This is a genomic window from Daejeonella sp., assembly GCF_049655485.1.
Classification (GTDB): domain Bacteria; phylum Bacteroidota; class Bacteroidia; order Sphingobacteriales; family Sphingobacteriaceae; genus Daejeonella.
In genome coordinates, this window is sequence record NZ_JBASJU010000127.1 from 1 (window position 1) to 23193 (window position 23193).

At 41.0% G+C, this 23193-nt stretch carries 18 protein-coding genes; 12 read left to right on the plus strand and 6 right to left on the minus strand.

Features of this window, described 5'->3' with window-relative positions:
• The 4 genes from WBJ10_RS05155 to WBJ10_RS05170 all read left to right on the plus strand — a co-directional run.
• On the plus strand, window positions 1-452 hold a 452-nt coding region (locus WBJ10_RS05155; protein ID WP_424288459.1), incomplete at its 5' end, for a hypothetical protein.
• A complete protein-coding gene (locus WBJ10_RS05160) occupies window positions 449-886 on the plus strand; it encodes a hypothetical protein (protein WP_424288460.1) in 438 nt (145 codons plus the stop codon). The genes WBJ10_RS05155 and WBJ10_RS05160, both read left to right, overlap by 4 nt.
• A gap of 32 nt (window positions 887-918) precedes the next feature.
• The gene (locus WBJ10_RS05165; protein WP_424288461.1) at window positions 919-2103 is read left to right on the plus strand and encodes an aspartate aminotransferase family protein; all 1185 of its coding nucleotides are present in this window, start codon (window positions 919-921) and stop codon (window positions 2101-2103) included.
• A gap of 205 nt (window positions 2104-2308) precedes the next feature.
• Window positions 2309-3580: a DEAD/DEAH box helicase gene (locus tag WBJ10_RS05170; RefSeq protein WP_424288462.1), complete on the plus strand. Its 1272-nt coding sequence runs from the start codon at window positions 2309-2311 to the stop codon at window positions 3578-3580.
• A gap of 70 nt (window positions 3581-3650) precedes the next feature.
• On the opposite strand, the gene WBJ10_RS05175 is transcribed toward WBJ10_RS05170, so the two are convergent.
• Window positions 3651-4316, minus strand: a complete 666-nt coding sequence (locus WBJ10_RS05175) for an SGNH/GDSL hydrolase family protein (RefSeq protein ID WP_424288463.1) — start codon at window positions 4314-4316, stop codon at window positions 3651-3653.
• A 257-nt stretch (window positions 4317-4573) separates the two neighbouring features.
• Between WBJ10_RS05175 and WBJ10_RS05180 the strand changes: the two genes are divergently transcribed.
• Window positions 4574-6862 (plus strand): glycosyltransferase, encoded by a 2289-nt coding sequence (locus WBJ10_RS05180; RefSeq protein WP_424288464.1) that lies wholly within the window; start codon window positions 4574-4576, stop codon window positions 6860-6862.
• A complete protein-coding gene (locus WBJ10_RS05185; protein ID WP_424288465.1) occupies window positions 6862-7869 on the plus strand; it encodes a glycosyltransferase family 4 protein in 1008 nt (335 codons plus the stop codon). The genes WBJ10_RS05180 and WBJ10_RS05185 overlap by 1 nt, the downstream gene beginning before the upstream one ends.
• Here the strand turns inward: WBJ10_RS05185 and WBJ10_RS05190 are convergent.
• The gene (locus WBJ10_RS05190; protein WP_424288466.1) at window positions 7843-9330 is read right to left on the minus strand and encodes a glycoside hydrolase family 130 protein; all 1488 of its coding nucleotides are present in this window, start codon (window positions 9328-9330) and stop codon (window positions 7843-7845) included. The genes WBJ10_RS05185 and WBJ10_RS05190 overlap by 27 nt on opposite strands.
• A 41-nt stretch (window positions 9331-9371) precedes the next feature.
• Window positions 9372-10292, minus strand: coding sequence for a DUF58 domain-containing protein (locus WBJ10_RS05195; RefSeq protein WP_424288467.1), 921 nt, complete (start codon window positions 10290-10292; stop codon window positions 9372-9374).
• 217 nt (window positions 10293-10509) lie between these two features.
• On the opposite strand from WBJ10_RS05195, the gene WBJ10_RS05200 reads away from it, so the two are divergent.
• Window positions 10510-12660, plus strand: a complete 2151-nt coding sequence (locus WBJ10_RS05200; RefSeq protein WP_424288468.1) for a S9 family peptidase — start codon at window positions 10510-10512, stop codon at window positions 12658-12660.
• Between the two features lie 84 nt (window positions 12661-12744).
• Here WBJ10_RS05200 and trxA read toward each other — a convergent pair whose 3' ends face one another.
• Both trxA and dnaE read right to left on the minus strand, forming a co-directional pair.
• Window positions 12745-13065, minus strand: coding sequence for a thioredoxin (gene trxA, locus WBJ10_RS05205; RefSeq protein ID WP_424288469.1), 321 nt, complete (start codon window positions 13063-13065; stop codon window positions 12745-12747).
• 76 nt (window positions 13066-13141) lie between these two features.
• Window positions 13142-16774 (minus strand): DNA polymerase III subunit alpha, encoded by a 3633-nt coding sequence (gene dnaE / locus WBJ10_RS05210; protein ID WP_424288470.1) that lies wholly within the window; start codon window positions 16772-16774, stop codon window positions 13142-13144.
• A gap of 172 nt (window positions 16775-16946) precedes the next feature.
• Here dnaE and WBJ10_RS05215 point away from each other — a divergent pair, with 172 nt between their 5' ends.
• The 5 genes from WBJ10_RS05215 (at window position 16947) to WBJ10_RS05235 (ending at window position 21197) form a co-directional block, all read left to right on the plus strand.
• Window positions 16947-17702, plus strand: a complete 756-nt coding sequence (locus WBJ10_RS05215; protein ID WP_424288471.1) for a hypothetical protein — start codon at window positions 16947-16949, stop codon at window positions 17700-17702.
• A 205-nt stretch (window positions 17703-17907) separates the two neighbouring features.
• On the plus strand, window positions 17908-18846 hold the full coding sequence (gene mdh / locus WBJ10_RS05220; RefSeq protein ID WP_424288472.1) for a malate dehydrogenase: 939 nt from the start codon (window positions 17908-17910) through the stop codon (window positions 18844-18846).
• Window positions 18847-18911: 65 nt separating this feature from the next.
• A complete protein-coding gene (locus WBJ10_RS05225; RefSeq protein WP_424288473.1) occupies window positions 18912-19352 on the plus strand; it encodes a retropepsin-like aspartic protease in 441 nt (146 codons plus the stop codon).
• A gap of 40 nt (window positions 19353-19392) precedes the next feature.
• Window positions 19393-20292 (plus strand): hypothetical protein, encoded by a 900-nt coding sequence (locus tag WBJ10_RS05230; protein ID WP_424288474.1) that lies wholly within the window; start codon window positions 19393-19395, stop codon window positions 20290-20292.
• Between the two features lie 20 nt (window positions 20293-20312).
• On the plus strand, window positions 20313-21197 hold the full coding sequence (locus WBJ10_RS05235) for a hypothetical protein (RefSeq protein ID WP_424288475.1): 885 nt from the start codon (window positions 20313-20315) through the stop codon (window positions 21195-21197).
• 27 nt (window positions 21198-21224) lie between these two features.
• Here WBJ10_RS05235 and gyrB read toward each other — a convergent pair whose 3' ends face one another.
• Window positions 21225-23183 carry a DNA topoisomerase (ATP-hydrolyzing) subunit B gene (gyrB, locus tag WBJ10_RS05240; protein ID WP_424288476.1) on the minus strand — a complete coding sequence of 653 codons (1959 nt, stop codon included), beginning with the start codon at window positions 23181-23183 and terminating at the stop codon, window positions 21225-21227.
• Window positions 23184-23193 lie beyond the last annotated feature (10 nt).

The window sequence follows — 23193 nt, forward strand, 5'->3', positions numbered from 1 at the left end:
TTCCCGATAATTATTTTGAGGGTCTTACTTCCCGGATTGAAGAGCGCATTTCGACTGAAAAGATCAGGAGTTTTAGTTCATCTGAAGGATTTGCAGTACCGGAAAGATATTTTGAGGGGCTGACTGATCGGATCTTGGCAAGGATCGACGATTTGGATGCAAAAAAACCAGTTGTTCGTTCCTTATTTACTTCGTGGATGAGCTACGCAGCTGCAGCATGTATCACCGCAGTGATTGCCTCCGGAATTTATTTCACTTCAAACACTTATAATCTAAATGACCAACTTTCGGATGTTCCCGATCAGGAAATTTTAAATTACCTGCAAGTGTACAGCACCGCAAACGATACTCCATTCATTATTGAAAATCTCAATCCCGATCAACTGGAAACTGTAGCCCCGGATGTTTCAGCTGAGGAATTAGAGTTATATATAAACAGTACAGCATTATGAACGAAAACGTAAAGAAGGGCTGGTGGGTATTTATAATGTGTTTGGCATTAGCACTACCATCCTTTGCACAGAAAAGCCCTGGAAGATCAGAACATATTGAATCCATTAAAGTTGCTTTTATAACCAGTAAACTTGATTTAACTGCAGAAGAAGCTCAAAAATTCTGGCCGATTTACAATAACTATAATAAAGAGTTCCTGGTATTGCTGAAAAAGAAAAGGGAGGCACGCTATAATAAAAATAGCGATCCGAACGAAACCATCACAGCAGACCTTGTTTATGAAAGCAAAATGCTGGAGCTCAAAAAGAAGTATAGAAAGCTTTACGCGAAGGCCATCCCACCCGAGAAAATTTTGGCTTTGTACCGGGCTGAAAGCGAGTTTCGCGAGCATTTGTACAGGCAGCTTAAGAGCCGAAGGAAACAAACTGAGTAGGCGTTTGACATCAAAGTTTTTTAACTTCGTGCATGCTTAGCACACGTCAGCTTTTTCTGCTTAATACTGCACAGACTTCCCCATTTCCAAGATCGCTTGAAATAGAGCGTGCCGAAGGCATGTATCTTTATGATCGCGAAGGCGTTAGGTATATGGACCTTGTATCAGGTTTTGCGGTGAGCAATACGGGGCACAGGCATCCGGAAGTTGTAAAAGCTATTAAAGACCAGGTGGATAAATATCTCCACCTTACCGTTTACGGAGAATACATACAAGCCCCCCAGGTCAGATTCGCAGAGAAGCTGGCTTCCGTACTCCCATCCTCATTAAGTTCTGTTTATTTTGTTAATTCAGGTGCCGAAGCAACTGAAGGCGCAATGAAATTAGCTAAGCGCTATACTGGAAGATCCGGAATCATCGCCTGTACCAATTCCTATCATGGAAGTACCCAGGGTGCACTTAGTGTGATGGGCAACGAATATTACAAGCAAGCTTACCGTCCTCTCCTTCCGGGGATAAGTTTTATAGAATTTAATAATCCTGTTGATCTCGAACAAATTACTACTGAAACTTCCGCTGTAATTCTCGAAACTATTCAGGGCGAGGCAGGCATCCGGGTTCCGGATCTTGATTACATGCAAAAGCTACGAAAGCGCTGTGATGAAACGGGTACTTTGATCATTCTGGATGAAATTCAGACTGGATTTGGACGCACCGGAAAAATGTTTGGGTTTGAGCATTTCAGTATCACTCCGGATATATTACTCCTTGCCAAAGGAATGGGCGGCGGGATGCCTGTAGGAGCATTCATTTCCAGCAAAGATATCATGTCATCCCTACAGGAAAACCCCATCCTGGGGCACATTACTACCTTTGGCGGGCATCCTGTAAGTTGCGCTGCGGGTTTAGCTAACCTTAACGTGATTTTGAATGAGAAACTCATGGACGAAGTAACGACCAAAGAAAGCTTGTTCCGAACTTGTCTTAAACATCCAAAAATTAAGGAAATAAGGGGGAAAGGCTTAATGTTATGCATTCAGCTCGACACCTTTGAGCAGGTTGAAAAAGTCAGTAAACGCTGTATTGAGCAAGGGATTATCATCGACTGGTTCTTACATTGTGATACGGCTTTAAGGGTGGCACCGCCTTTGATTATCACTGAAGAAGAAATAAGGAGGGCGTGTGGGGTGATTGTTGAAGCTTTAAATGAGGTATAATGTAAGATTTTCGGGGTTCTTTGTTCCAACACGTGCCGGTCGGCACTTGCGGCTTGGGCCGCGTGCCATTAACGAGATCCCCGATCAAGTCGGGGAAGAGCCCATCCTGCTTCATTCCTCATCCCTCGTACTTCTCACATTTATCCCGTACCTTTGCCCCAAAATAAATTGCTGGCATTTTTAACAGCAGTATTAAAACCAATTCATGTCGTTCGAAAATTTAAAATTAATTGAGCCTATCTTAAGGGCTTTAAAAACAGAAGGTTATACTATACCTACACCTATCCAGGAACAATCCATACCAATCATATTAGACCGCAGAGATTTATTAGGCTGTGCACAGACAGGTACAGGAAAAACTGCGGCCTTTGCTATTCCAATTCTTCAGATACTTGAAGGTGGAAAAATATACGATAAAAGTCCCCGGGCTATAAAATGTCTGATCCTTACGCCAACACGTGAACTTGCCATACAAATCGGGGAAAGCTTCGGAGCTTACGGTCGCCATACCGGGATGAAACACGCGGTGATTTTTGGAGGTGTTTCCCAGGGTTCTCAGGTGTCAGCTTTAAAATCGGGCATTGATATCCTAATTGCAACACCGGGCAGACTCTTAGACTTAATAAATCAAAAATTCGTTCATCTGCATTATCTTAAGATTTTTGTACTGGATGAAGCCGACCGTATGCTGGATATGGGATTCATTAATGATGTTAAAAAGATCATTACGAAGATCCCACAGAAACGTCAGACCTTATTCTTCTCGGCAACTATGCCGCCAGAGATTCAGAAACTTGCCAATACTATTCTGGTTGATCCGGAAAAGGTTGAAGTCACTCCTGTTTCAAGTACTGCGGATACCATTGACCAGTCCATGTTTTTCGTAGAAAAAGGCGACAAGAAGAAATTGCTTATCCATTTGCTGAACGATAAAGCCATCAAATCTGCACTGATATTTACCCGTACCAAACATGGTGCTGATAAAATCGTGAAAGATCTGGTCAAAGCGGGAATTAAAACAGAAGCAATTCACGGTAATAAATCTCAGAATGCCCGCCAGAAGGCATTATCAAATTTCAAAAGTGGACAATTAAAAGCATTAATTGCTACTGATATAGCAGCACGTGGGATCGATATTGAAGAGCTTTCTCACGTAATTAATTATGAGCTACCAAACGTGCCTGAGACATACGTTCACCGTATAGGCAGAACCGGGCGGGCTGGATCAAGTGGAATTGCACTTTCTTTTTGCGATGATGAAGAAATGGAATACCTGAAAGATATTGAGAAACTGATATCACGGTCCATTCCGGTAATGGAAGATCAGCCCTATCATATGAAAGGTGCGGCATATCTTTTAACTCAGTCTACCAAGAAAAAAGGCGGTGCATCGAAAGGTAAACGTCCCGAACGTTCTGATAACACTTCAGGTGCGAAAGGGGCACCGAAGAGGTATTTTGGGAAGAAAAGGTCATAAAATTGAGAGTGGAAAGTTGAGAGTTGATAATTAAAGGTGAACTTTATCGAGTTTTCATCAATTTCAATTTTTACCTGTCAACTTTCACCTCATTTAGTCCTTCCATCATTAAATCAGCCACCATTTTATTCCCCGCCTCATTCAAATGAACCCTATCCGTTGTTAATATTCCGGATTGTTTATTTTCCGGATTATTTGCCAGGTTGTATTTAAGAAACTCTTTACGTAAGTCGACCAGCCCGCAATTGTATTGCTTAGCCAAATTTCTGATGATCTGGCTATAACTGTTTAGATCTCCATCCTGTGCATTGCTGAAGTCGGTTTTCTCACCGATCACTGCAGGTGTAGCCAGAATCACTTTAATTCCAGCCGACTGCATTTTTTTGATCATCGCAGAATAAAAGCCGATAAACTTATCAGGATCTGTACCGGTCTGGTGAGTTTGTTTATGCCACACATCATTTACCCCTACATAAATAACAACTACATCCGGTTTTTTGGAGAGAACATCTTCTTCCATCCGCAGATAGAGGTCGTAAACTTTGTTTCCTCCAATACCTGCCCCTATCAATTCAAAGTTTTTAGCCGATTGCTGCATGAGTGAAATATATCCTCCAGGCTTGACGCCAGCTTGAGTTATTGAGTCGCCAAAAAAAATAACCTTAATGGGTTTTTGTTTCATACTAAGTAAGCCAAGGATAGTTACTGCCAATAGTATAAGTCGGAGATTTTTCATGTTAAATAGGTACTAATACGGATTTAATGTGGTAAATACCAAATTAGGTATCTCAAGTCAACAAAACAACAAAAAAACTGTTTAAAACATATAGGGACTATTGTTAAGTTTTAGTTCGCACGTGATATTCCTTTTAAGAGTCACCATGAAGTAAACTTCTGAGCTAGTTCCAGTGAAAACGCGAACCTGAGCTATAATGGAATGTATTTTGCTGATTAATAGGCACGTACACTTCATAAGCCTTAAACCTACAATTTATGAAAATCGCATACCTTTCTTCGTACACACCCAGAGAATGCGGGATAGCAACTTTTAATTACAATCTGATTAGAGCAATAAATGCAGATCAACTTCCGGGATCTTTAAACGGATTTGTAGTTGCAATGAACGACTCTGATGAACTTAACGAATACGATTATCCTGCAGAAGTAGAGTTTAAAATCAGACAGGAGCAGCAAAAAGACTATATACAGGCTGCGGAATTCATAAACAACAGTGACGTTGACGCTTGTGTAATCCAGCATGAATTTGGCATTTATGGTGGCGAAAGTGGTGTTTATCTCCTGCCTTTTATCAACCGGCTTAACAAACCCCTGATCACTATTTTGCATACTGTCCTTCGGGAACCGAGCTTTATGCAACAAATAATCATAAAAGAAATCGCTAAGCAGTCCTCAAAAATCGTTGTGATGAGCAAGAGAGCTGTAGATTTCCTAAAAAACATTTATGATATACCGGCAGATAAAATACAGTTGATTGAACATGGGGTTCCTGATTTGGAACCTGCTTTACAAAACCCTATAAAAAATCTACCTTCATTTAAGAACAAGAAAGTTCTTTTTACGTTCGGGCTTATCAGCCGAAACAAGGGTCTCGAAACTGTTATAAAAGCACTTCCAGCGATCGTGGAAAACCACCCCGATGTGATGTATGTTATTCTTGGAAATACGCATCCTGGTGTCAGGAAGAATTCTGGAGAGGAATATCGGGAAAGCCTTAAAAGCCTTGCGAAAAGCTTAAAAGTTGAGAAACATTTGACATTTATTAACCAGTTCGTTTCTGAACAAGAGCTCCATAGTTATCTAACGGCTTGTGATATTTATGTCACTCCGTATTTAAACGAAGCGCAAATTACCAGTGGAACTTTATCTTATGCTGTAGGAGCCGGAGCGGCCGTTTTATCCACGCCATACTGGCATGCCCAGGAGCTGCTTGAAAACAGGCGCGGGAAACTTTTCGATTTCAAAGATTTTGAAAGTCTCGCTATTGCCGTCAATGACCTTTTGGATCATCCTGAGAAATTGCGTAAGATGAAAGACAATGCCTTTTCTTATGGTTTAAAATTGAGATGGCCAGCCATAGGAAGAGAGTATACTAAACTGATTGAGCGGTCTGCAACATCGCCTTTCTCTGATGATAGTAAGGAAAGGCACGTCATCGATGCTGATATTATTCCGGAATTTAACCTGACACACATTAAGCGCCTCACTGACGATACGGGTATCGTACAACACGCAAAATATGGTATACCGAATCTGAAGGAAGGCTACTGTCTGGATGATAATGCCCGTGCATTAATTATGGCGCTGATGGCTTATGAACAGAATAAAAGTAAAGAAGCACTGGATCTTTTACCGATCTATCTCAGCTATATTCAGTATATGCAAATGGACGACGGGAACTTCAGAAATTTCCTGAGTTTCAGAAGAGAGTATCTTGATGAAGTGGGATCGGAGGATTCTTTCGGACGGACGATCTGGGCTCTTGGATACCTTATTAATTCTGCACCAAACAATTCATACAAAGAATTTGCAGAAGAACTTTTCCAACGTTCAATACCACATTTTAACGCCCTGCAACACTTAAGAGGATTAGCTAATACTGTTATAGGGCTCTCCTATTACCTGAAAGCTCATCCGCACGATGAAGGCCTGATTGAACAGCTAAAAGTATTAACAAAACCCCTGGTTTCTGCTTATGAGAATAACATGGGAGAAAATTGGTATTGGTTTGAAGATAAACTAAGTTACGACAACGCAATCCTGCCACTTGCATTACTACATTCAGCCGAAATAACCGGCGACGAGCGTGTGATAAAAATAGCTTACCAGTCGATTGAATTCCTTGATAAACTGACTTTAAGCAAGGGCTATCTTAGTCCTGTAGGAAGCGATGGATGGTATTACAGGAACGGAAATATGGCGATTTTCGATCAGCAAGCAATCGAAAGTATGGCGATGGTTCTGATGTATTTCAAAGCATTCGATGTAAGCGGCAAGAAGAGGTTCTTAAGTAAAATGTATTTATGTTATCAGTGGTTCCTTGGAGAAAATACCCTGCGTTTGCCCCTCTATGATCACGAGACCAAAGGATGTTGTGATGGGCTTCAGCCTGGCGGATTAAACCGGAATCAGGGAGCTGAAAGCACCCTCGCTTATTTTATATCTCATTTACTGGTCTTAAAAGGGCTTGAACTCGAATCGGTGATAGGTGATGAAAAAAAATTTAAGATTGTTTTGAAAGAGGCTGATTTCGAAGCAGCTTAATGAAGATTGGAATTCTTTCTCCGGTAGCATGGCGCACTCCTCCCCGGCATTACGGGCCCTGGGAGCAGATGGCTTCGAACTTAACGGAGGGATTGATTGCTTCAGGCATGGAAGTAACTCTTTTCGCTACTGGAGACTCTATAACCGCTGGGAAGCTTGATTCTGTCATTGAAGCCGGTTATGAAGAAGACCGGAATTTGGATGCTAAGGTTGTCGAATGTCTGCATATTAGCAATCTCATGGAGAAAGCTTCATCGTTTGACTTAATCCACAATCATTACGATTTCCTTCCCTTAAGTTATTCAAGGCTAATAAAAACACCAATAATTACTACAATACACGGTTTTTCTTCACCAAAGATCATAGCCGTTTATGAAAAATACAATAAGTCTTCATCTTATGTTTCCATAAGCGATTCGAACCGTTCTTCACGATTGGAATACCTTGCCACAATCTATAATGGGATACAAACCTGCAATTTTTCATTCGTCGAGAATGCGGAGGAGTACTTATTATTTTTCGGGCGTATACATCCCGACAAGGGCACACTTGAAGCTATTGAGATAGCAGAAAAAACTAAAAGAAAATTAATTATTGCCGGTATCGTTCAAGACCAGGGATATTTTAAAGAACATATTGAGCCACGACTCAATGATCAAATCGTTTTTGTGGGCAGTGCGGGACCGGTGGCACGAAATGAATTACTTGGTAAAGCATCTGCCCTACTTCATCCTATAAACTTCGACGAACCCTTTGGATTAAGCGTTGCTGAGGCCATGTTATGCGGAACCCCTGTAATTGCATTTAACAGAGGTTCAATGCCCGAATTGATCAGCGACGGACAAACCGGATTTCTTGTAGACAATGTAGAAATGGCTGCTGATGCAGTCAATAACATTAGTTCTATAGAAAGAAGAACTTGTCACACCTGGGCGAATGACAAGTTCTCTAGCGAAAAAATGGTAGCCGATTACATTAGCTTATATAAACAGATCGTACAGAGATGAAGATTTACTCTTCAGCTTATCCAGGAGTGCATGTATATCAACAGTGGCAAAGGATGAACAATAGTCTGAAAGGCCATATGGGATGATCAGTTTATCGTTATGGATGATCGATCCGCAAGAATAAAGGACATTTGGAACATAACCTTCACGTTCATCTTTATTAGGGACAATCAATGGCTCAGACAAGCGGCCTATTTCAACCGAAGGGTCATCTAGTTTAAGCAAGCTAGCCCCCAGACAGTATCGCCGCATCGGGCCTACACCGTGCGTAATGATTAGCCATCCGTCTTCAGTCTCGATTGGAGAACCACAATTACCGATTTGAATGTATTCCCATGCCGCGTGCGGTTGCTGAAGAAGTTCAGGGCTTTCCCAAACCTGTATTTTATCAGAATACATGATGTAATTGTTCCACCCGTCGATCCTTGACATCATGGCATACTTTCCATTTATCTTCCGTGGGAAGAGCGCCAGATTTTTATTTTGAGCACCCGCCCCGTACAGAGGACAAATGTTGAACTCGTAGAAATCAGTAGTTTGCAGTAGTTTAGGCATGATCATGTGGCCATCATATGCAGTATAAGTTGCATAATAGATAATTGAGCCATCATCATTTACAAACTTGACAAAGCGGGCATCTTCAATCCCTTTCTTCTCAAACTCGGATATTGGAAATATTACACGATCTGAAATATCGGTGTCTTTTGAGAAACTTATATTGTGATACGAATCGGATAACCAGAGAACTTTATCGTAGTCTAATTTGGCTTCTTCAGATTTTTGCTCATTCTTTAATGCAATAATCACATTTCGGAGCTCCTTATATTCAAACTTGTCGCCTAACTTGGCCTTAACATTCTCAAGTACCTTATTGTCAATGTTATTATCTTCGGCTTTGCCAAAAAAGAATTTCTTAACATATACTGCATTTCTTACAATCTCAGCTTCATCGATATAGTTCCCTACTGGTAGGACATTCAGGTCGCCGTTCTTCTCGACAAGTGCTCTTCTAAAAACAATTGATGAAATATGGCCTTCACCTACTGCTCTGAAGCTAATAATCATCCTTTTCTGGCCATCTACCAATTCTGTTTGGTCTGGATCTTCTATTATTGAAGGGTTAAAAAATGCCGCCGACTCAATTGAATATTCATGAGTGAAGTATGATCCGATGAGCAACTTTCTGTATTGGTTCAGTTCGGCGTAGTCAACGCCTACCTCTGTTATAAGTCGTTTAACTTTGTCGCAATGCCTGTTCAGGATTTTGGTGATGTTTCGGTGGCGTTTAGAATATTCCTGCAATAGCGGGGATATAATTGTGAAAACATCCTCTTCGGACAATGCCATCACTCTTAATATAAGTTCTTTCGCACGCTCATCCTGGCTAAAGAAAAATCTTGCAATAACACGTTTTGGGTCCGGGTAAACTTTTACAGGACTGCGGTCAACTGATAATCTCATGTGGTAATTTTATTCGGCTAAATTCTTATTTATATTATGTACTATGCCATCTTCGCGCGTTTTATCAGATAGGAATGTAATATCTGGTAAAATCCGGCGTGTATATCGGCGTCAACAAGGTCTATTTGATATTGGGCACATTTGAGCTTAAGTTCTTTGTGATATAAACTTACGGCACTAAGGTAGGCTTCTTTTACATTTCCGGGATGAACTTTTAGTTCTTCGCCACTTTCCATATCTACAAAATGATATGGCCGGTTTTCGAAGTTAAAATCCAATTCCATTTTATGGTCGAGAACATTGAAAATAACAACCTCATGTTTATTATGTTTGAGATGCTGTAAAGCAGAAAAAATTTCGGATAGCTGTACATCGTCACCACCTTCAAGCATATCACTAAAAATAATGACCAGCGATCGTTTATGAATTTGTTCGGCAATTTCATGAAGTGCAGATGCAACCGCAGTACCGTCTCCTTTCCTATCGCGTTTCATCAATTTTTCGAGTTCTGAAAACAGATATTTTTGATGTATGGCTGTCGACTTTGCAGGAGTAGAAAGCTCGAGTTTATCAGAGAAGCAGCTCAATCCAAAAGCATCCCGTTGCTTTTTGAATAAATACATGAGCGAAGCGGCTGAATAAACTGAGAAAAGGAGCTTATTGAAATCTTTTCCCGGATAATACATCGATGAAGAAATATCCAAAACAATCTGACATCTCAGATTGGTTTCTTCTTCGAAACGTTTTACAAAAAGTTTGTCTGTACGGCCATATAATTTCCAATCAATATTCTTTATAGAATCGCCTGTATTATACAAGCGGTGTTCTGCAAATTCTACTGAGAAACCATGAAAAGGACTTTTGTGGAGCCCTGTGATAAACCCTTCAACGACTTGCTGCGAGAGCAGTTCCAGATTTCCGAAATCCTGCAGGTCCTTGTAATTCGTCAGATTGGGTTCCATTATTTAAAATTAGGATATAATAATGATGTTTATAGGATTAGCTTTCTATTTACTAAATTTTTAATATCTTCAATCATGATCCATACTGAACGTACCGCGCGTTAAAAAGGTTTAATTAATAAAAAAGATTTATACCTTCGAACAATAAGGATCGTAATAACCAGACGATACATCCTTCATAAAAATCAAATTATTAACGTTACAATCGATCAAGAATATGATGGTTACCAGACTACGTATCGCATTATTATCGTGCTTCCTCGCGATATCATTAAATGCAAATTCTCAGCAAAAAGTATTAAGTTTTAACGAGGTATTTAACAGCCCGGTTAAAGAAATTTTAAAGCCTTTGCCGCAATACAGCGGCTGGGTAGATGATACACACTATATTGAGTATCGGTTGGAGGGTCAGCAAAACAAGCCTTATACAGTTGATGTAAAAACCGGAGAAGCGGTTCCATCGGCCCCCGCTCAGGTTAATGAGGCTTCGGTGTTTATTAGGAATAAAGATGTTTTTTTCAAGGATGCTGGAGGTACGGAAAAACAACTAACCCGTGATACCGTGCTGGAGAAAAACCCAACATTATCTCCGGATAAAAAGCAAGTAGCTTTTACAAGAAACAATGACCTTTATTCTGTTGATGTATTATCTGGAGCAGAAACCAGGTATACTAATGATGGCTCGAATGTGATTTATAACGGATGGGCCTCATGGGTTTATTTCGAGGAAATTCTTGGCAGGGCTTCCCGCTATAAAGCTTTTTGGTGGAGCCCTGATAGTAGAAAGATTGCTTTCATGCGTTTTGACGACTCGCAGGTACCCGTTTACCCTATTTATAATTCTGAGGGACAGCACGGCTTCCTGGAAAACACTCGCTATCCTAAAGCCGGCGATAAAAATCCGGAAGTAAAAGTGGGCGTGGTAAACTCGGGGGCACGTGGTATAGTATGGGCGGATTTCAATCCTAAGACTGATCAGTATTTCGGCACGCCATACTGGATGGCAGATAGCAAAACTTTATGGGTACAATGGATGAACAGAGATCAGAATGACCTTATAATCTATAGTGTCGATCCTGTCTCTGGATCAAAAAGCGTAATCTACGAAGAGAAGCAAAACACATGGGTTGATTGGTTTGACGGTATGTATTTTCTTAAAAATGGTTCTGGGGTTATCCTGAAGAGTGACAAGAGCGGATGGGGCCATTACTATTATTATGATCTCAAAGGAAATCTCAAGAAACAGCTTACTTCCGGGTCCTGGAGAGTAGGAGAATTATTACTTGTTGACGAAAGGGATCAGGAAATGTATTTCACCGCCCGTCAGGAATCATCAACGCGTTATGACCTTTACACGGTTGAACTAAAAGGGGATGACGAGCCCAAAAGACTTACTTTCGGAAATTATGATCATCAGATTAAATTATCGCCTGATGGGAAGTATTTTATCACCACCTATTCAAATCTTACAACACCAGCGAGATCGGCTCTCGTTAATAGGAAAGGTGAGATAGTTAGAGAATTGGCCACATCACAGGGTTCTCTGTATGACTCATACAGCTTACCTAAAACCGAGTTGAGCTACTACAAAACACGTGACGGGCTTGAGCTGCCAATGACCGTTACGCTACCATTAAATTTCGACCCGGCAAAAAAATATCCGGTATGGATAAGCGTCTATGGTGGCCCGGATGCGGGAACTGTATATGACAGGTGGAAAAGCCCATTAGGTCTCAACTATTGGTGGGCCAAAGAAGGAGTTATTCAGGTTGCAATTGATAATCGTAGCGCCGGCCATTTAGGTAAAGTTGGAATGGAGTTCATCTATAAAAAGATGGGGAAATATGAAATTGAAGATTATATGGATGCAGCATTAAGCCTAAAAGCGAAGCCATATGTCGATGGCAGCAAAATCGGTATCACCGGGGGCAGCTTCGGCGGGTATATAACAGCAATGGCATTGACTTACGGCGCTGATGTCTTCACTCATGGAATAGCGAATTATTCTGTAACCGATTGGTCTTTGTATGACACACACTATACTGAGCGTTTCATGGGCACACCGCAAAATAACGCTGAGGGCTATAAAACCACTTCGCCGATCACTTACGCGGACAGATTAAAAGGAACATTAAGGATTGTACATGGTACGATGGATGACAACGTGCATATGCAGAATACTATTCAATTTATCAACAAGCTTCAGGATCTCAATAAACATTTTGAATTTATGTTATATCCTGGTGAAAGACATGGATGGGGTGGATTGAAAGCAAAGCATAGCTCACAGGAAAATGTACGATTTATGTACAGGAACATGTTAGAAAAGCCTGTAACCCCAGAATTCTTAGAGTATTGGAAGAAATAGAGATTGCTTCGCTGCACCCGCAACGACAAAATAAAAACTCCATCTACCGAAGCGGATGGAGTTTTTTATTTTATCAAAAAATAATTAAGCGAGTTGCTTCTGCAATTTCTCAGCTAGTACTGATTTAGGAACTGCACCAATCTGTTTGTCGACTATTTCACCGTTTTTGAAGTACAATAATGCAGGAATATTGCGGATTCCAAATTTCATTGAAATTTCGGGATTGTTATCAACATTCACTTTACCAATTATTGCTTTACCTTCATATTCTTTAGCCAATTCTTCGACTACCGGCCCTACCATACGACATGGTCCACACCATTCTGCCCAAAAATCAATTAAAACTGGTTTGTCAGATTTAAGGACCAACTCGTCAAAATTTGCATCTGTTATTTCTAATGCCATGATATTTTTATTAACTGTTTATAATCAAATATACTATTCAATATTCCTGCCACAAATTGGACGTGTAAAATTGACACTAATTCAACTTATATCGCACACCTATTAATTTGGATATGTCTTCCAAAAACTCATTACTGGGGCTTATTTTTAATGTCTTTGAAGGCATTTCAAGTGTTGTTTCTTCATCATAATCCATAATCATAAACTTTAGCTGGCAATTCCTCACCGGGTTTTGTTCTGAATTCGTTTTTACAATCTCATCGATTTTCTCTATAAATCCCTCCGAAAGTTCTGTCAAGGGGAATTGGATGGTTAGACATTTTGACATTTTGTCGCGAAGCTCAGATAAAAGAACAATGCTATTCACTTTAAATTCCCAGTTGTCCTTTTGCTTAAACCGTTCGGTCACGATTCCCCTTACCTGGATGAAATAACCTTCATTTAAGTACTGTTTGAGCTTCACATAATCTTCGCCGAATAATACTACTTCAAAGGTGTCGCTATAATCTTCGAGCATAAATGATCCAAAAGGTTTACCCGTTTTGGTGGTTCTATGACTGCTAGCTGAAACAAGCCCCCCGATAATCAAATCCCGGTTGCTTATCTTTTTAAATTCCTCCTGGTCTTCGGGAAGTGCTTCGGCACTCTTCATCCTGTTTACAAGGCTGAGGTGTTTAACCTGGTGGGAACAAAAGTTCTCCAATTCAAATTTATAATTATCCAGAGGGTGACCAGTGAGATATATACCTATAGATTCTTTCTCATATTTCAGCTTTTCGATTAGCCCCCATTCTTCGCATTCGGGTAGTATCGGCTCTGTAATTTGTGCATCAGAGGTTCCGCCAAAGAGAGAAGCCTGCGAGGAATTCAGGTTATTTTGGAAGTCGTTTGTGTATTTGACAAGTCGTTCAATACCGTTGTATAAACTCGATTCGGGTTTGAAAAAGAATTGTGATCGTTTAAAACCAAAGCAGTCAAAAGCGCCACCATAGACCAAGTTCTCGTAAACCTTTTTACTCACAGCACGTGAGTTTGTACGCCGGGAAAAGTCATAAATGCTCTGATATAAGCCATTTGCAAGACGTTCTTCAACAATACTTTCAACAGCCTTCTCCCCGACCCCTTTCATTCCCGACATTCCGAATCGTATCTCCCCCTTATTATTAACAGTGAAAGTTAATTCGGATTCATTGATATCCGGTCCCAGGACAGGAACCCCCATTCTTTTACATTCCTCCATGAAGAAGGATATCTTATCAATATTGTTCTGATTGTTTAAAACTGCCGCCATATATTCAGCGGGATAATTCGCTTTCAGGTAAGCAGTTTGATAAGCTACAAATGCATAGCATGTCGAGTGGGATTTGTTGAATGCGTATTGGGCAAATGCCTCCCAATCCGTCCATACCTTCTCCGCCACCTTGGTGTCATGGTTGTTTGCTTTACAGCCTTCCATGAACTGGGCTTTCATTTTATTCAGGATGTCGATTTGCTTCTTACCCATTGCCTTCCTCAGAACGTCGGCATCACCCTTACTAAATCCAGCAAGTTTTTGAGATAAAAGCATCACCTGCTCCTGATACACAGTAATCCCGTAGGTTTCTTCGAGATGTTCCTGCATATCCTGAAGATCGTATGTTACGTCTTCCCGGCCATGTTTTCTCGAAATGAACTTAGGTATATACTCCATCGGCCCGGGACGATAGAGGGCATTCATAGCAATAAGATCTTCGAATTTGTCCGGTTTCAAATCACGGAGATACATCTGCATACCATCACTCTCGAACTGGAAAGTACCGTTAGTATCGCCACGTTGATATAGTTCGAAAGTTTTAGCATCTTCAAGCGAGATATAGTCTATATCAATATCTACATTGTGATTCTGCTTGATCAGGCGCAGGGCATCCTTTATAATAGTTAGGGTTTTCAAGCCCAGGAAATCCATTTTTATCACACCTGCATCTTCAATCACCCGACCGTCAAACTGGGTGACAAGAAGATCTGACTCTTTAGACGTAGCCACGGGAATGATGTCGGTGAGATCGTATGGTGCGATAATTATACCTGCCGCGTGTACCCCAACGTTACGCACTGAGCCTTCCAGGATCAGGGCTTCCTTAAGGACTTTTGCTTGAACCGTTTTCCCCTCTTCCAGTATCTTACGAAGGGTTTTTATATTTTCAAAATCTTCGGGATTCTGTTCTTTTCTAACTGTATCAATGGGTGCAGTCATTACCTGAACCAGACTTGTGCCAGGTCTGTCGGGAACAAGTTTAGCCAGCATATTGGATTCCGCAAGCGGCAGGTCGAGGACCCGCGCAACATCCTTAATACTGGACTTTGCAGCCATCGAACCATAAGTAATAATCTGAGCTACCTGATTCTTACCGTATTTATCGACCACATAATCGATTACTTTCTGCCGGCCTGCATCATCGAAATCCGTATCAATATCGGGCATTGACTTTCTGTCGGGATTAAGAAACCGCTCAAAAAGCAGATTGTATTTTATGGGGTCTATGTTTGTTATCCCAATACAATAGGCTACGACTGAACCAGCAGCCGAGCCCCGGCCGGGTCCAATGAATACTCCAAGATCGCGGCCCGCCTTAATAAAATCAGCAACAATTAAGAAATATCCGGCGAAACCCATGGTCCTGACCGTAAAAAGTTCAAAGTTGAGCCTCTCTTCTACTTCGGGTGTAATATCGCGGTAACGCTCTTTTGCTCCGGTAAAAGTCAGGTGCTTCAGATATTCCCACTGATTCATGTTTTCCGCCTCAGCCCCGGTGTGAATTTTAAATTCGTCCGGAATCGGGAAATTGGGGAGCATTATATCCCTTTTTAGTTGAAGATGCTCAACCTTATCAACTATTTCATTGGTATTGTCGAGAGATTCCGGCAGGTCATGAAAAAGTTGCCCCATTTCAGCCTGGCTTTTGAAAAAGAACTGATCGTTTGGAAAGCCAAAACGGAAACCTTTGCCGCTTTCTTCATCCGTGGCAATTGGGGTGCTTTGCATATCTCCGGTATTGACACAGAGCAAAATGTCATGTGCATTGGCATCCTGCTGATCCACATAGTGGGAATCATTTGAACAGATAACCTTAACATTGTATTTCTTAGCAAATTTCAGAAGGACGTCATTAACGATTTGCTGCTCCGGAATATCATGGCGTTGAAGCTCGATGTAATAATCTTCACCAAAAAGGTCAAGCCACCATTTGAACTCGGTCTCTGCCTCAGCTTCACCCTTTTTTAATATTGTTTGTGGAACAGAGGCCCCAAGACAGCAGGTAGTAGCAATTAAGCCTTCATGATATTGCAGAATTAACTCCTTATCGATTCGGGGCCATTTGCTGTATAAACCCTCCATATACCCAAGTGAACACAATTTAACAAGGTTTTTGTATCCCTGTGCGTTCTTGGCGAGTAAAAGCTGATGGAATCGCTGATCTCTTTTTTCTTTTGTAAACTGCTTTATATGCCTGTCGTCTACCACGTAAAATTCACATCCCACTATTGGCTTTATACCCTGTTTACCGGCTTCGGCAACAAATTTGAATACACCAAACATGTTTCCGTGGTCGGTAATGGCCATCGCTTTCATATTATCAGCTTTGGCTTTTTTGAAAAGGCGCGAAATGTCAGCAGCCCCGTCTAATAGCGAAAACTGGGTATGAACGTGTAGATGGGAAAAATCTGGCATATTTTAACGTTGAACAACAAATTTACAAATCTTTTAAGCCTCGGAAATGCTTGTTGAAAAGTAAAGAACAATATTTGAGCAGGACGAAGAACCCCTTTCGTATTTTTGTGTTGTACCGTTAATACAATATATCCATTTACTAAGAGTTTATTCAGAAACCATTTAGAATTACATGCACAGAGCCTACTTTATCGCAGCATCACTTCTCATCTTATTTATCACCAATGCCTGCTCCTCACTATATATGCCTAACGTTCCCAATACTCCGATGCTTAGTCAGAAGGGAGAACTTAATGCTGCAGTACATACCAGTTTAAAAGGCAATATTTCGGTCAACTCTGCCTATGCAGCCTCGGAGCATTTCGGTATCATCCTGAACGGCTCGGTTATGAATAATAACCGTCCAAAAAAAGAGTTTACGCACAATCTGATAGAGACTGGTGCAGGATATTTTACCTCTTTTGGCACTAACAATAATCGCATCCTTGAATTTTATGCGGGATTTGGAAAAGGCAATAGTGAACGGGTTGATTACGAGAACACCTCGGCAGGCTTGGTTACCGAAGACCGCCAGGAAGTAAATTATGGTAAGAAATTTTTCCAGGTTAATTATAGTTCAAAAAAGAAAAAAGATCTTAAACTTTTTGGTGCGCGCTTTCCTCTTAATTATGGAACGGCATTGCGTATTAGCCACGTGAAGATGAATAAATTTATGCGAAACAATATCGAACAGGTTAAAGAAGACAATATTTTTCTGGAGCCGGTATTTTTCACCAGAATGGCAATCAGCAATGCAGTACAAATACAATATACTAGCGGAAGTAATTTTGGGTTGAAAAACCGGAAATTTCTCACTGCCGGAAATTCCGTATTCAGCCTTGGTCTGGTGATCGGTGTCGGCGGAAGAGACTTAAGTGCTAAAGATTGATATATCCAGACGAAATTCCCGTCTGTATGAATCAATTTATTTAAAATCAGGTATGAAATAAGTTCCGCCAAACGTCTGGGAAATATTACACAAAAACCTCGGGCTTATTTCCTTAAAATAATACTATTCTCTATCTTCGGGCAGGTATTTTACCCCAACATTCGATGATAGCATTATTCATCAAATAAAACCAAAACATAGAAAGATGAAAATTACAGTTGTAGGAGCTGGTGCCGTAGGGGCAACCTGCGCAGATAACATCGCAAGGAAAGAACTTGCAGAAGAGCTTATTTTATTAGACATCCGTGAGGGTTTTGCTGAAGGAAAAGCAATTGACATGATGCAAACGTCTGCACTTCTGGGTTTCGATACAAAAATCAAAGGTGTAACCAATGATTATGCAAGCACGGCGGACTCTGAGGTGGTTGTTATAACTTCCGGATTGCCACGTAAACCAGGCATGACGAGAGAAGAACTCATCGGAACCAATGCAAATATTGTAAAAAGTGTTACTGAGAATATTCTTAAATTCTCTCCAAATACAATTATAATCGTGGTGTCCAATCCTATGGATACTATGAACTATTTAACCTTGAAAACTTCCGGGCTTCCTAAAGAGCGCATCCTTGGAATGGGTGGTGCCCTAGATTCCGCGAGGTTTAAGTATTATCTGAGTGTCGAATTAGGTTGTTCTCCTGCTGATTTAAATGCAGTAGTTATTGGAGGCCATGGTGACACAACCATGATACCATTGATTCAACATGCTACATGGAACAGCATTCCTGTCACTCAGCTTCTTTCAAAAGAGCAACAAGAAAGAGTTGTTTCGTCGACTATGGTAGGTGGTGCCACTCTAACCAAACTTATCGGCACTTCAGCCTGGTATGCTCCGGGGGCAGGAACAGCAGCTATGGTAGAAAGCATCGTTCGCGACGAAAAAAGATTAATTTCTTGTGGTGTAGCACTTGATGGCGAGTATGGTCAGAAAGATATTTCTCTTGTTGTACCGGTTATCATCGGTAAAAATGGATGGGAAAAGATACTTGATTTTAAACTTTCTGACACTGAGCAGGCCGAATTTGATAAAAGCGCTGAGGCTGTGAGAAATATGAATCAAGTATTAAGGGATTCAAATATGATTTAACCAGGTCGGTGCGTTCTTTAACGGATCGCAAGATTATGGCTTGTAATAGCCAGGCCATAGAATAAATGAAAAAGACGACAGTTCCTTTAAAGCTTATAAACCTTCACGATGACGGCTTCCACCTTTTGGTGGAAGTTTTCATTTTTGGGAAAAAGTTTAATGCGGTATTGGATACAGGAGCATCTAAAACTGTACTAGATAAGGCTACTATTGCAGAGTACATCAGTCCCGAAGAGCTGCTGCAATCAGAAAAACTTTCCACAGGTTTGGGAATCACCGATATGGAAAGCCACACAGTTGTGCTTCCACTGCTCAAAATAGGCAAACTAAAATTACAAAATTTTGAAGCAGCCGTTTTAGATCTCTCAACAATTAGCATCGCCTACAACTCTCTTAATTTACCACCGGTTATTGGCGTTTTAGGTGGCGACATCCTTTACGCGCACGGTGCGGTAATCAGTTACGAAAAATTATTACTTAAACTTTGGGCCGAAACAATACATTAAAGCCATAAAAAATCATTAACTTGATTTAAAATTCTTTGGTATGAGATGGCTCTCGTTGTGTATCATGCTACTCTTGAATATTCAAGCTTCTTTTTCCCAGAATATTGAAGGGAAATGGCTGGGAAAGATCACTCAGCAACCAGGTGGTTATAGCCAGCTCTACGACCTTGAATTCGACCTTAGCCAGCGGAAAAATATCTGGGGAGAATCATATGCTTTTGAGGGAGATTCTATTCGAATTAGAATCGGGCTTTCAGGGTACATCGACAAAGACAGTATACGTCTTAACGAAAGCCTCGGTTGGATACGGGAGGATAAAGTCCCGTTCACCTGGATCCCCTGCGTTAAGCAGTTCTATCTCGCCTATCGTAAGGAGGGCGATTTTGAATACCTCGAAGGACGATGGACAGGTTTCAGTAAAGATGATTCAAGAAGCCCCTGCTATCCTGGAAAGGTAATACTTTCAAGATCTGTCGAAGGCCTCAATAAATTTCTGGAGGATCATAGGGATTCAGTTGTTATTACTGAACCCCTGGTCACGGCAAGTGTTGCTGCCCCCGTGCTCGATTTCACTTCAGATTTTCTGAATACGGAACCTAAAAAAGTCACTGAAATTATCGTACACCAGCCGGAACTTCAGATTCAACTTGTGGATTATATGAAGGTCGACAATGATACCGTATCAGTTTATCTTAATCGTAATCTCCTGGCCAAGAATATTCGTATATCTAAGAGACCGGCTTTATTGAATTTCAGGCTTGATACACGAATCGAGTTTCACGAAGTTTTGCTATTTGCAGAGAACCTTGGTTTAGTACCACCTAACACATCGGAACTTATTCTTGTAGATGGTGAGAATAGACATCGGGTAATGATCGTTTCTGACAAAGAAAAAACTGCAGCAGTATATCTGAGATACAAGCCAAAAAAGAAGAGTTAGCATGTTAAAAATTTACCTGGATGAAACATATATATCTTTCCATCTTACTTCTTTTAGCGTCTTCGCCAATTCTCGCCCAGGATTACAAAGGTATCTGGACCGGGCATTTGCGCGCCGATGTTTATGATGCAACTGTACTGAACGTGCAATACATTTTGCATATTAAAGACCAAAATCAAAACATCGTAAACGGCAAAGCTTATTTATACAGGAATAATCCGCTTAAAGCAGAAGGCTCTCTGGACTTCATCGGTGTTTTTAAAGGTGATGAGCTGAAAATAAAAGAGCTGAAAATTCTATATTCAAGAATTCCGGCTGATACCGCTCGCTTCCTCTGTATCAAAGACCTTGAGCTATCCCTTTCACAAGATAAGGGCGTTGAAAATCTAAACGGTACGTTTACCGGTGCAGGAGAAAACACTGTACCCTGTTATCCTGGAAAAGTATATTTACAGCGTTTCAACTCTGCTAATCAGGGTAATATTCCCCAACAATTACTGACCAGCCTTCTACTAGACGATCGTGATCCAAATGTATTTCTACAAACAAAATTATCACAACCTATAGTCCTGGAAGTTACTAATAACGTGATTGAACTGGAAATTGGCGATTATTTACGTGAAGACGGCGATATCGTTTCAGTCTATCATAACCGACGCCATTTTATAAAGAACTTACCAATAACTAACAGAAAATCGGTTCATACCCTTCGCTTAAACCGTGACACGGAGTTGCATGAGTTGATTCTGTATGCAGAAAACCTTGGCAGAATTCCACCAAACACGTCTACACTTAAAATTTTTGATGGCAGCAAACAGCATCAAATCCAAATAACGTCCAGTAAGGAAACTAGCGCTGTAGTTTATTTGCGATATAGTCCTGCACAAAAAAACCCTTCACAGTAAATGTGAAGGGTTTTTCTTTATAATAGCTTAGATATCTATCCTTGCATACTTGGCATTTTTCTCAATGAATTCGCGTCTTGGCCCTACTTCATCACCCATGAGCATAGAGAAAATATGATCACATTCCGCAGCATTCTCAATGGTAACTTTTCTTAGTGTCCGGGTCTCCGGGTTTAAGGTTGTGTCCCAAAGCTGTTCGGCGTTCATCTCACCCAAACCTTTGTAACGCTGTATACCTACGTTCTCTTCTTTTCCTGCTCCTTTTAGGCGCTGGACCGCCGCATCACGCTGATCGTCGTTCCAGGCATATTCAAATTCCTTACCCTTCTTAACCTGGTACAAAGGCGGCGCAGCAATATAGATATAGCCATACTCAATTAATTCCTTCATGTAACGGAAGAAGAAAGTAAGGATAAGCGTGGTAATGTGTGAACCATCCACGTCCGCATCGGTCATAATTATGATTCGATGATAACGCAATTTTTCCATGTTCAATGCTTTCGCATCCTCTGGAGTCCCTATACTCACCCCCATAGCGGTAAACATATTCTTGATCTCGTCGTTTTCATAGATCTTATGCTCCATAGCCTTCTCCACATTCAGGATCTTACCCTTTAATGGAAGAATTGCCTGGAAATTACGGTCGCGGCCCTGTTTAGCAGTACCACCCGCTGAATCTCCCTCGACGAGATATAATTCACATGCAGCAGGATCATTGTTTGCACAATCTGCCAGCTTACCTGGCAAGCCAGATCCACCCATTACAGTTTTACGCTGTACCATCTCACGAGCCTTACGAGCAGCAGCCCTCGCGGTCGCCGCTAAAATGACTTTATTTACGATCATCTTAGCTTCGCGCGGATTTTCTTCCAGGTAATTACCTAGAATCTCGCCTACAGCTACGTCCACCGCTCCCATTACCTCATTATTACCTAATTTGGTTTTGGTTTGGCCTTCAAACTGTGGCTCCTGTACTTTAACTGAAATTACAGCGGTAAGTCCCTCACGGAAATCATCCCCAGTAATCTCAATTTTCATGTTTTTCAACATGCCCGATTTCTCCGCGTACGCTTTAAGAGTACGAGTTAAACCACGGCGAAAACCTGCCACGTGTGTTCCACCCTCATGGGTATTGATGTTGTTCACATAGGAATGAACGTTCTCTGTATAGGTATCATTATATTGAAGCGCAAGTTCGACGGGAATTCCCTGCTTAATGCCTTCTACATAAATTGGCTCGGGAATAATAGAAGTCCTCATCCCGTCAAGATATTTCACAAATTCCTTTAATCCGCCTTCTGAATAGAATTCTTCTTTAAGCAGTGATCCATCTTCCAGAACTTCACGCTCATCTGTTAGCGATAAACGAATACCTTTATTTAAATAAGCTAGTTCACGCAAACGGGCAGCCAGCGTATCAAACTTATACTCCGTTGTAAAAGTAAATATCTCCGGATCCGGGAGGAAGGTAACCGTTGTTCCGGTTTTATCGCTTTCTCCAATGACCTTAACATCAAACAGGGGTTTTCCACACTCATATTCCTGAGTGAAAATCTTACCCTCGCGATGAACCACTACTTTCAATGGTTTAGACAGCGCATTAACACAACTCACACCCACACCATGTAGGCCTCCAGAAACTTTATATGTATCCTTATCGAACTTTCCGCCAGCATGCAGAACGGTCATAACGACTTCTAATGCAGACCTCTTTTCCTTGGTATGCATTGCTGTTGGGATACCCCGGCCGTTATCCTCTACAGTAACAGAATTACCTTTGTGAATAATCACTTTAATATCAGTACAGTACCCGGCGAGAGCCTCATCGATGGAATTATCAACCACCTCATAAACCAGGTGATGCAACCCCTTAAAGCCTGTATCGCCTATATACATGGAGGGGCGTTTTCTAACCGCCTCCAGGCCTTCTAAAACCTGTATATTATCGGCTGAATAATTAGATTTATCTACTGTTTCTTCGCTCATATTTTATAAT

Excerpts from the sequence above, each read along its gene's own strand:
- WBJ10_RS05160 (WP_424288460.1), top strand. The coding sequence starts at position 449 with ATGAACGAAAACGTAAAGAAGGGCTGGTGGGTATTTATAATGTGTTTG.
- WBJ10_RS05165 (WP_424288461.1), top strand. The coding sequence starts at position 919 with ATGCTTAGCACACGTCAGCTTTTTCTGCTTAATACTGCACAGACTTCC.
- WBJ10_RS05170 (WP_424288462.1), top strand. The coding sequence starts at position 2,309 with ATGTCGTTCGAAAATTTAAAATTAATTGAGCCTATCTTAAGGGCTTTA.
- WBJ10_RS05175 (WP_424288463.1), bottom strand. The coding sequence starts at position 4,316 with ATGAAAAATCTCCGACTTATACTATTGGCAGTAACTATCCTTGGCTTA.
- WBJ10_RS05180 (WP_424288464.1), top strand. The coding sequence starts at position 4,574 with ATGAAAATCGCATACCTTTCTTCGTACACACCCAGAGAATGCGGGATA.
- WBJ10_RS05185 (WP_424288465.1), top strand. The coding sequence starts at position 6,862 with ATGAAGATTGGAATTCTTTCTCCGGTAGCATGGCGCACTCCTCCCCGG.
- WBJ10_RS05190 (WP_424288466.1), bottom strand. The coding sequence starts at position 9,330 with ATGAGATTATCAGTTGACCGCAGTCCTGTAAAAGTTTACCCGGACCCA.
- WBJ10_RS05195 (WP_424288467.1), bottom strand. The coding sequence starts at position 10,292 with ATGGAACCCAATCTGACGAATTACAAGGACCTGCAGGATTTCGGAAAT.
- WBJ10_RS05200 (WP_424288468.1), top strand. The coding sequence starts at position 10,510 with ATGATGGTTACCAGACTACGTATCGCATTATTATCGTGCTTCCTCGCG.
- trxA (WP_424288469.1), bottom strand. The coding sequence starts at position 13,065 with ATGGCATTAGAAATAACAGATGCAAATTTTGACGAGTTGGTCCTTAAA.
- dnaE (WP_424288470.1), bottom strand. The coding sequence starts at position 16,774 with ATGCCAGATTTTTCCCATCTACACGTTCATACCCAGTTTTCGCTATTA.
- WBJ10_RS05215 (WP_424288471.1), top strand. The coding sequence starts at position 16,947 with ATGCACAGAGCCTACTTTATCGCAGCATCACTTCTCATCTTATTTATC.
- mdh (WP_424288472.1), top strand. The coding sequence starts at position 17,908 with ATGAAAATTACAGTTGTAGGAGCTGGTGCCGTAGGGGCAACCTGCGCA.
- WBJ10_RS05225 (WP_424288473.1), top strand. The coding sequence starts at position 18,912 with ATGAAAAAGACGACAGTTCCTTTAAAGCTTATAAACCTTCACGATGAC.
- WBJ10_RS05230 (WP_424288474.1), top strand. The coding sequence starts at position 19,393 with ATGAGATGGCTCTCGTTGTGTATCATGCTACTCTTGAATATTCAAGCT.
- WBJ10_RS05235 (WP_424288475.1), top strand. The coding sequence starts at position 20,313 with ATGAAACATATATATCTTTCCATCTTACTTCTTTTAGCGTCTTCGCCA.
- gyrB (WP_424288476.1), bottom strand. The coding sequence starts at position 23,183 with ATGAGCGAAGAAACAGTAGATAAATCTAATTATTCAGCCGATAATATA.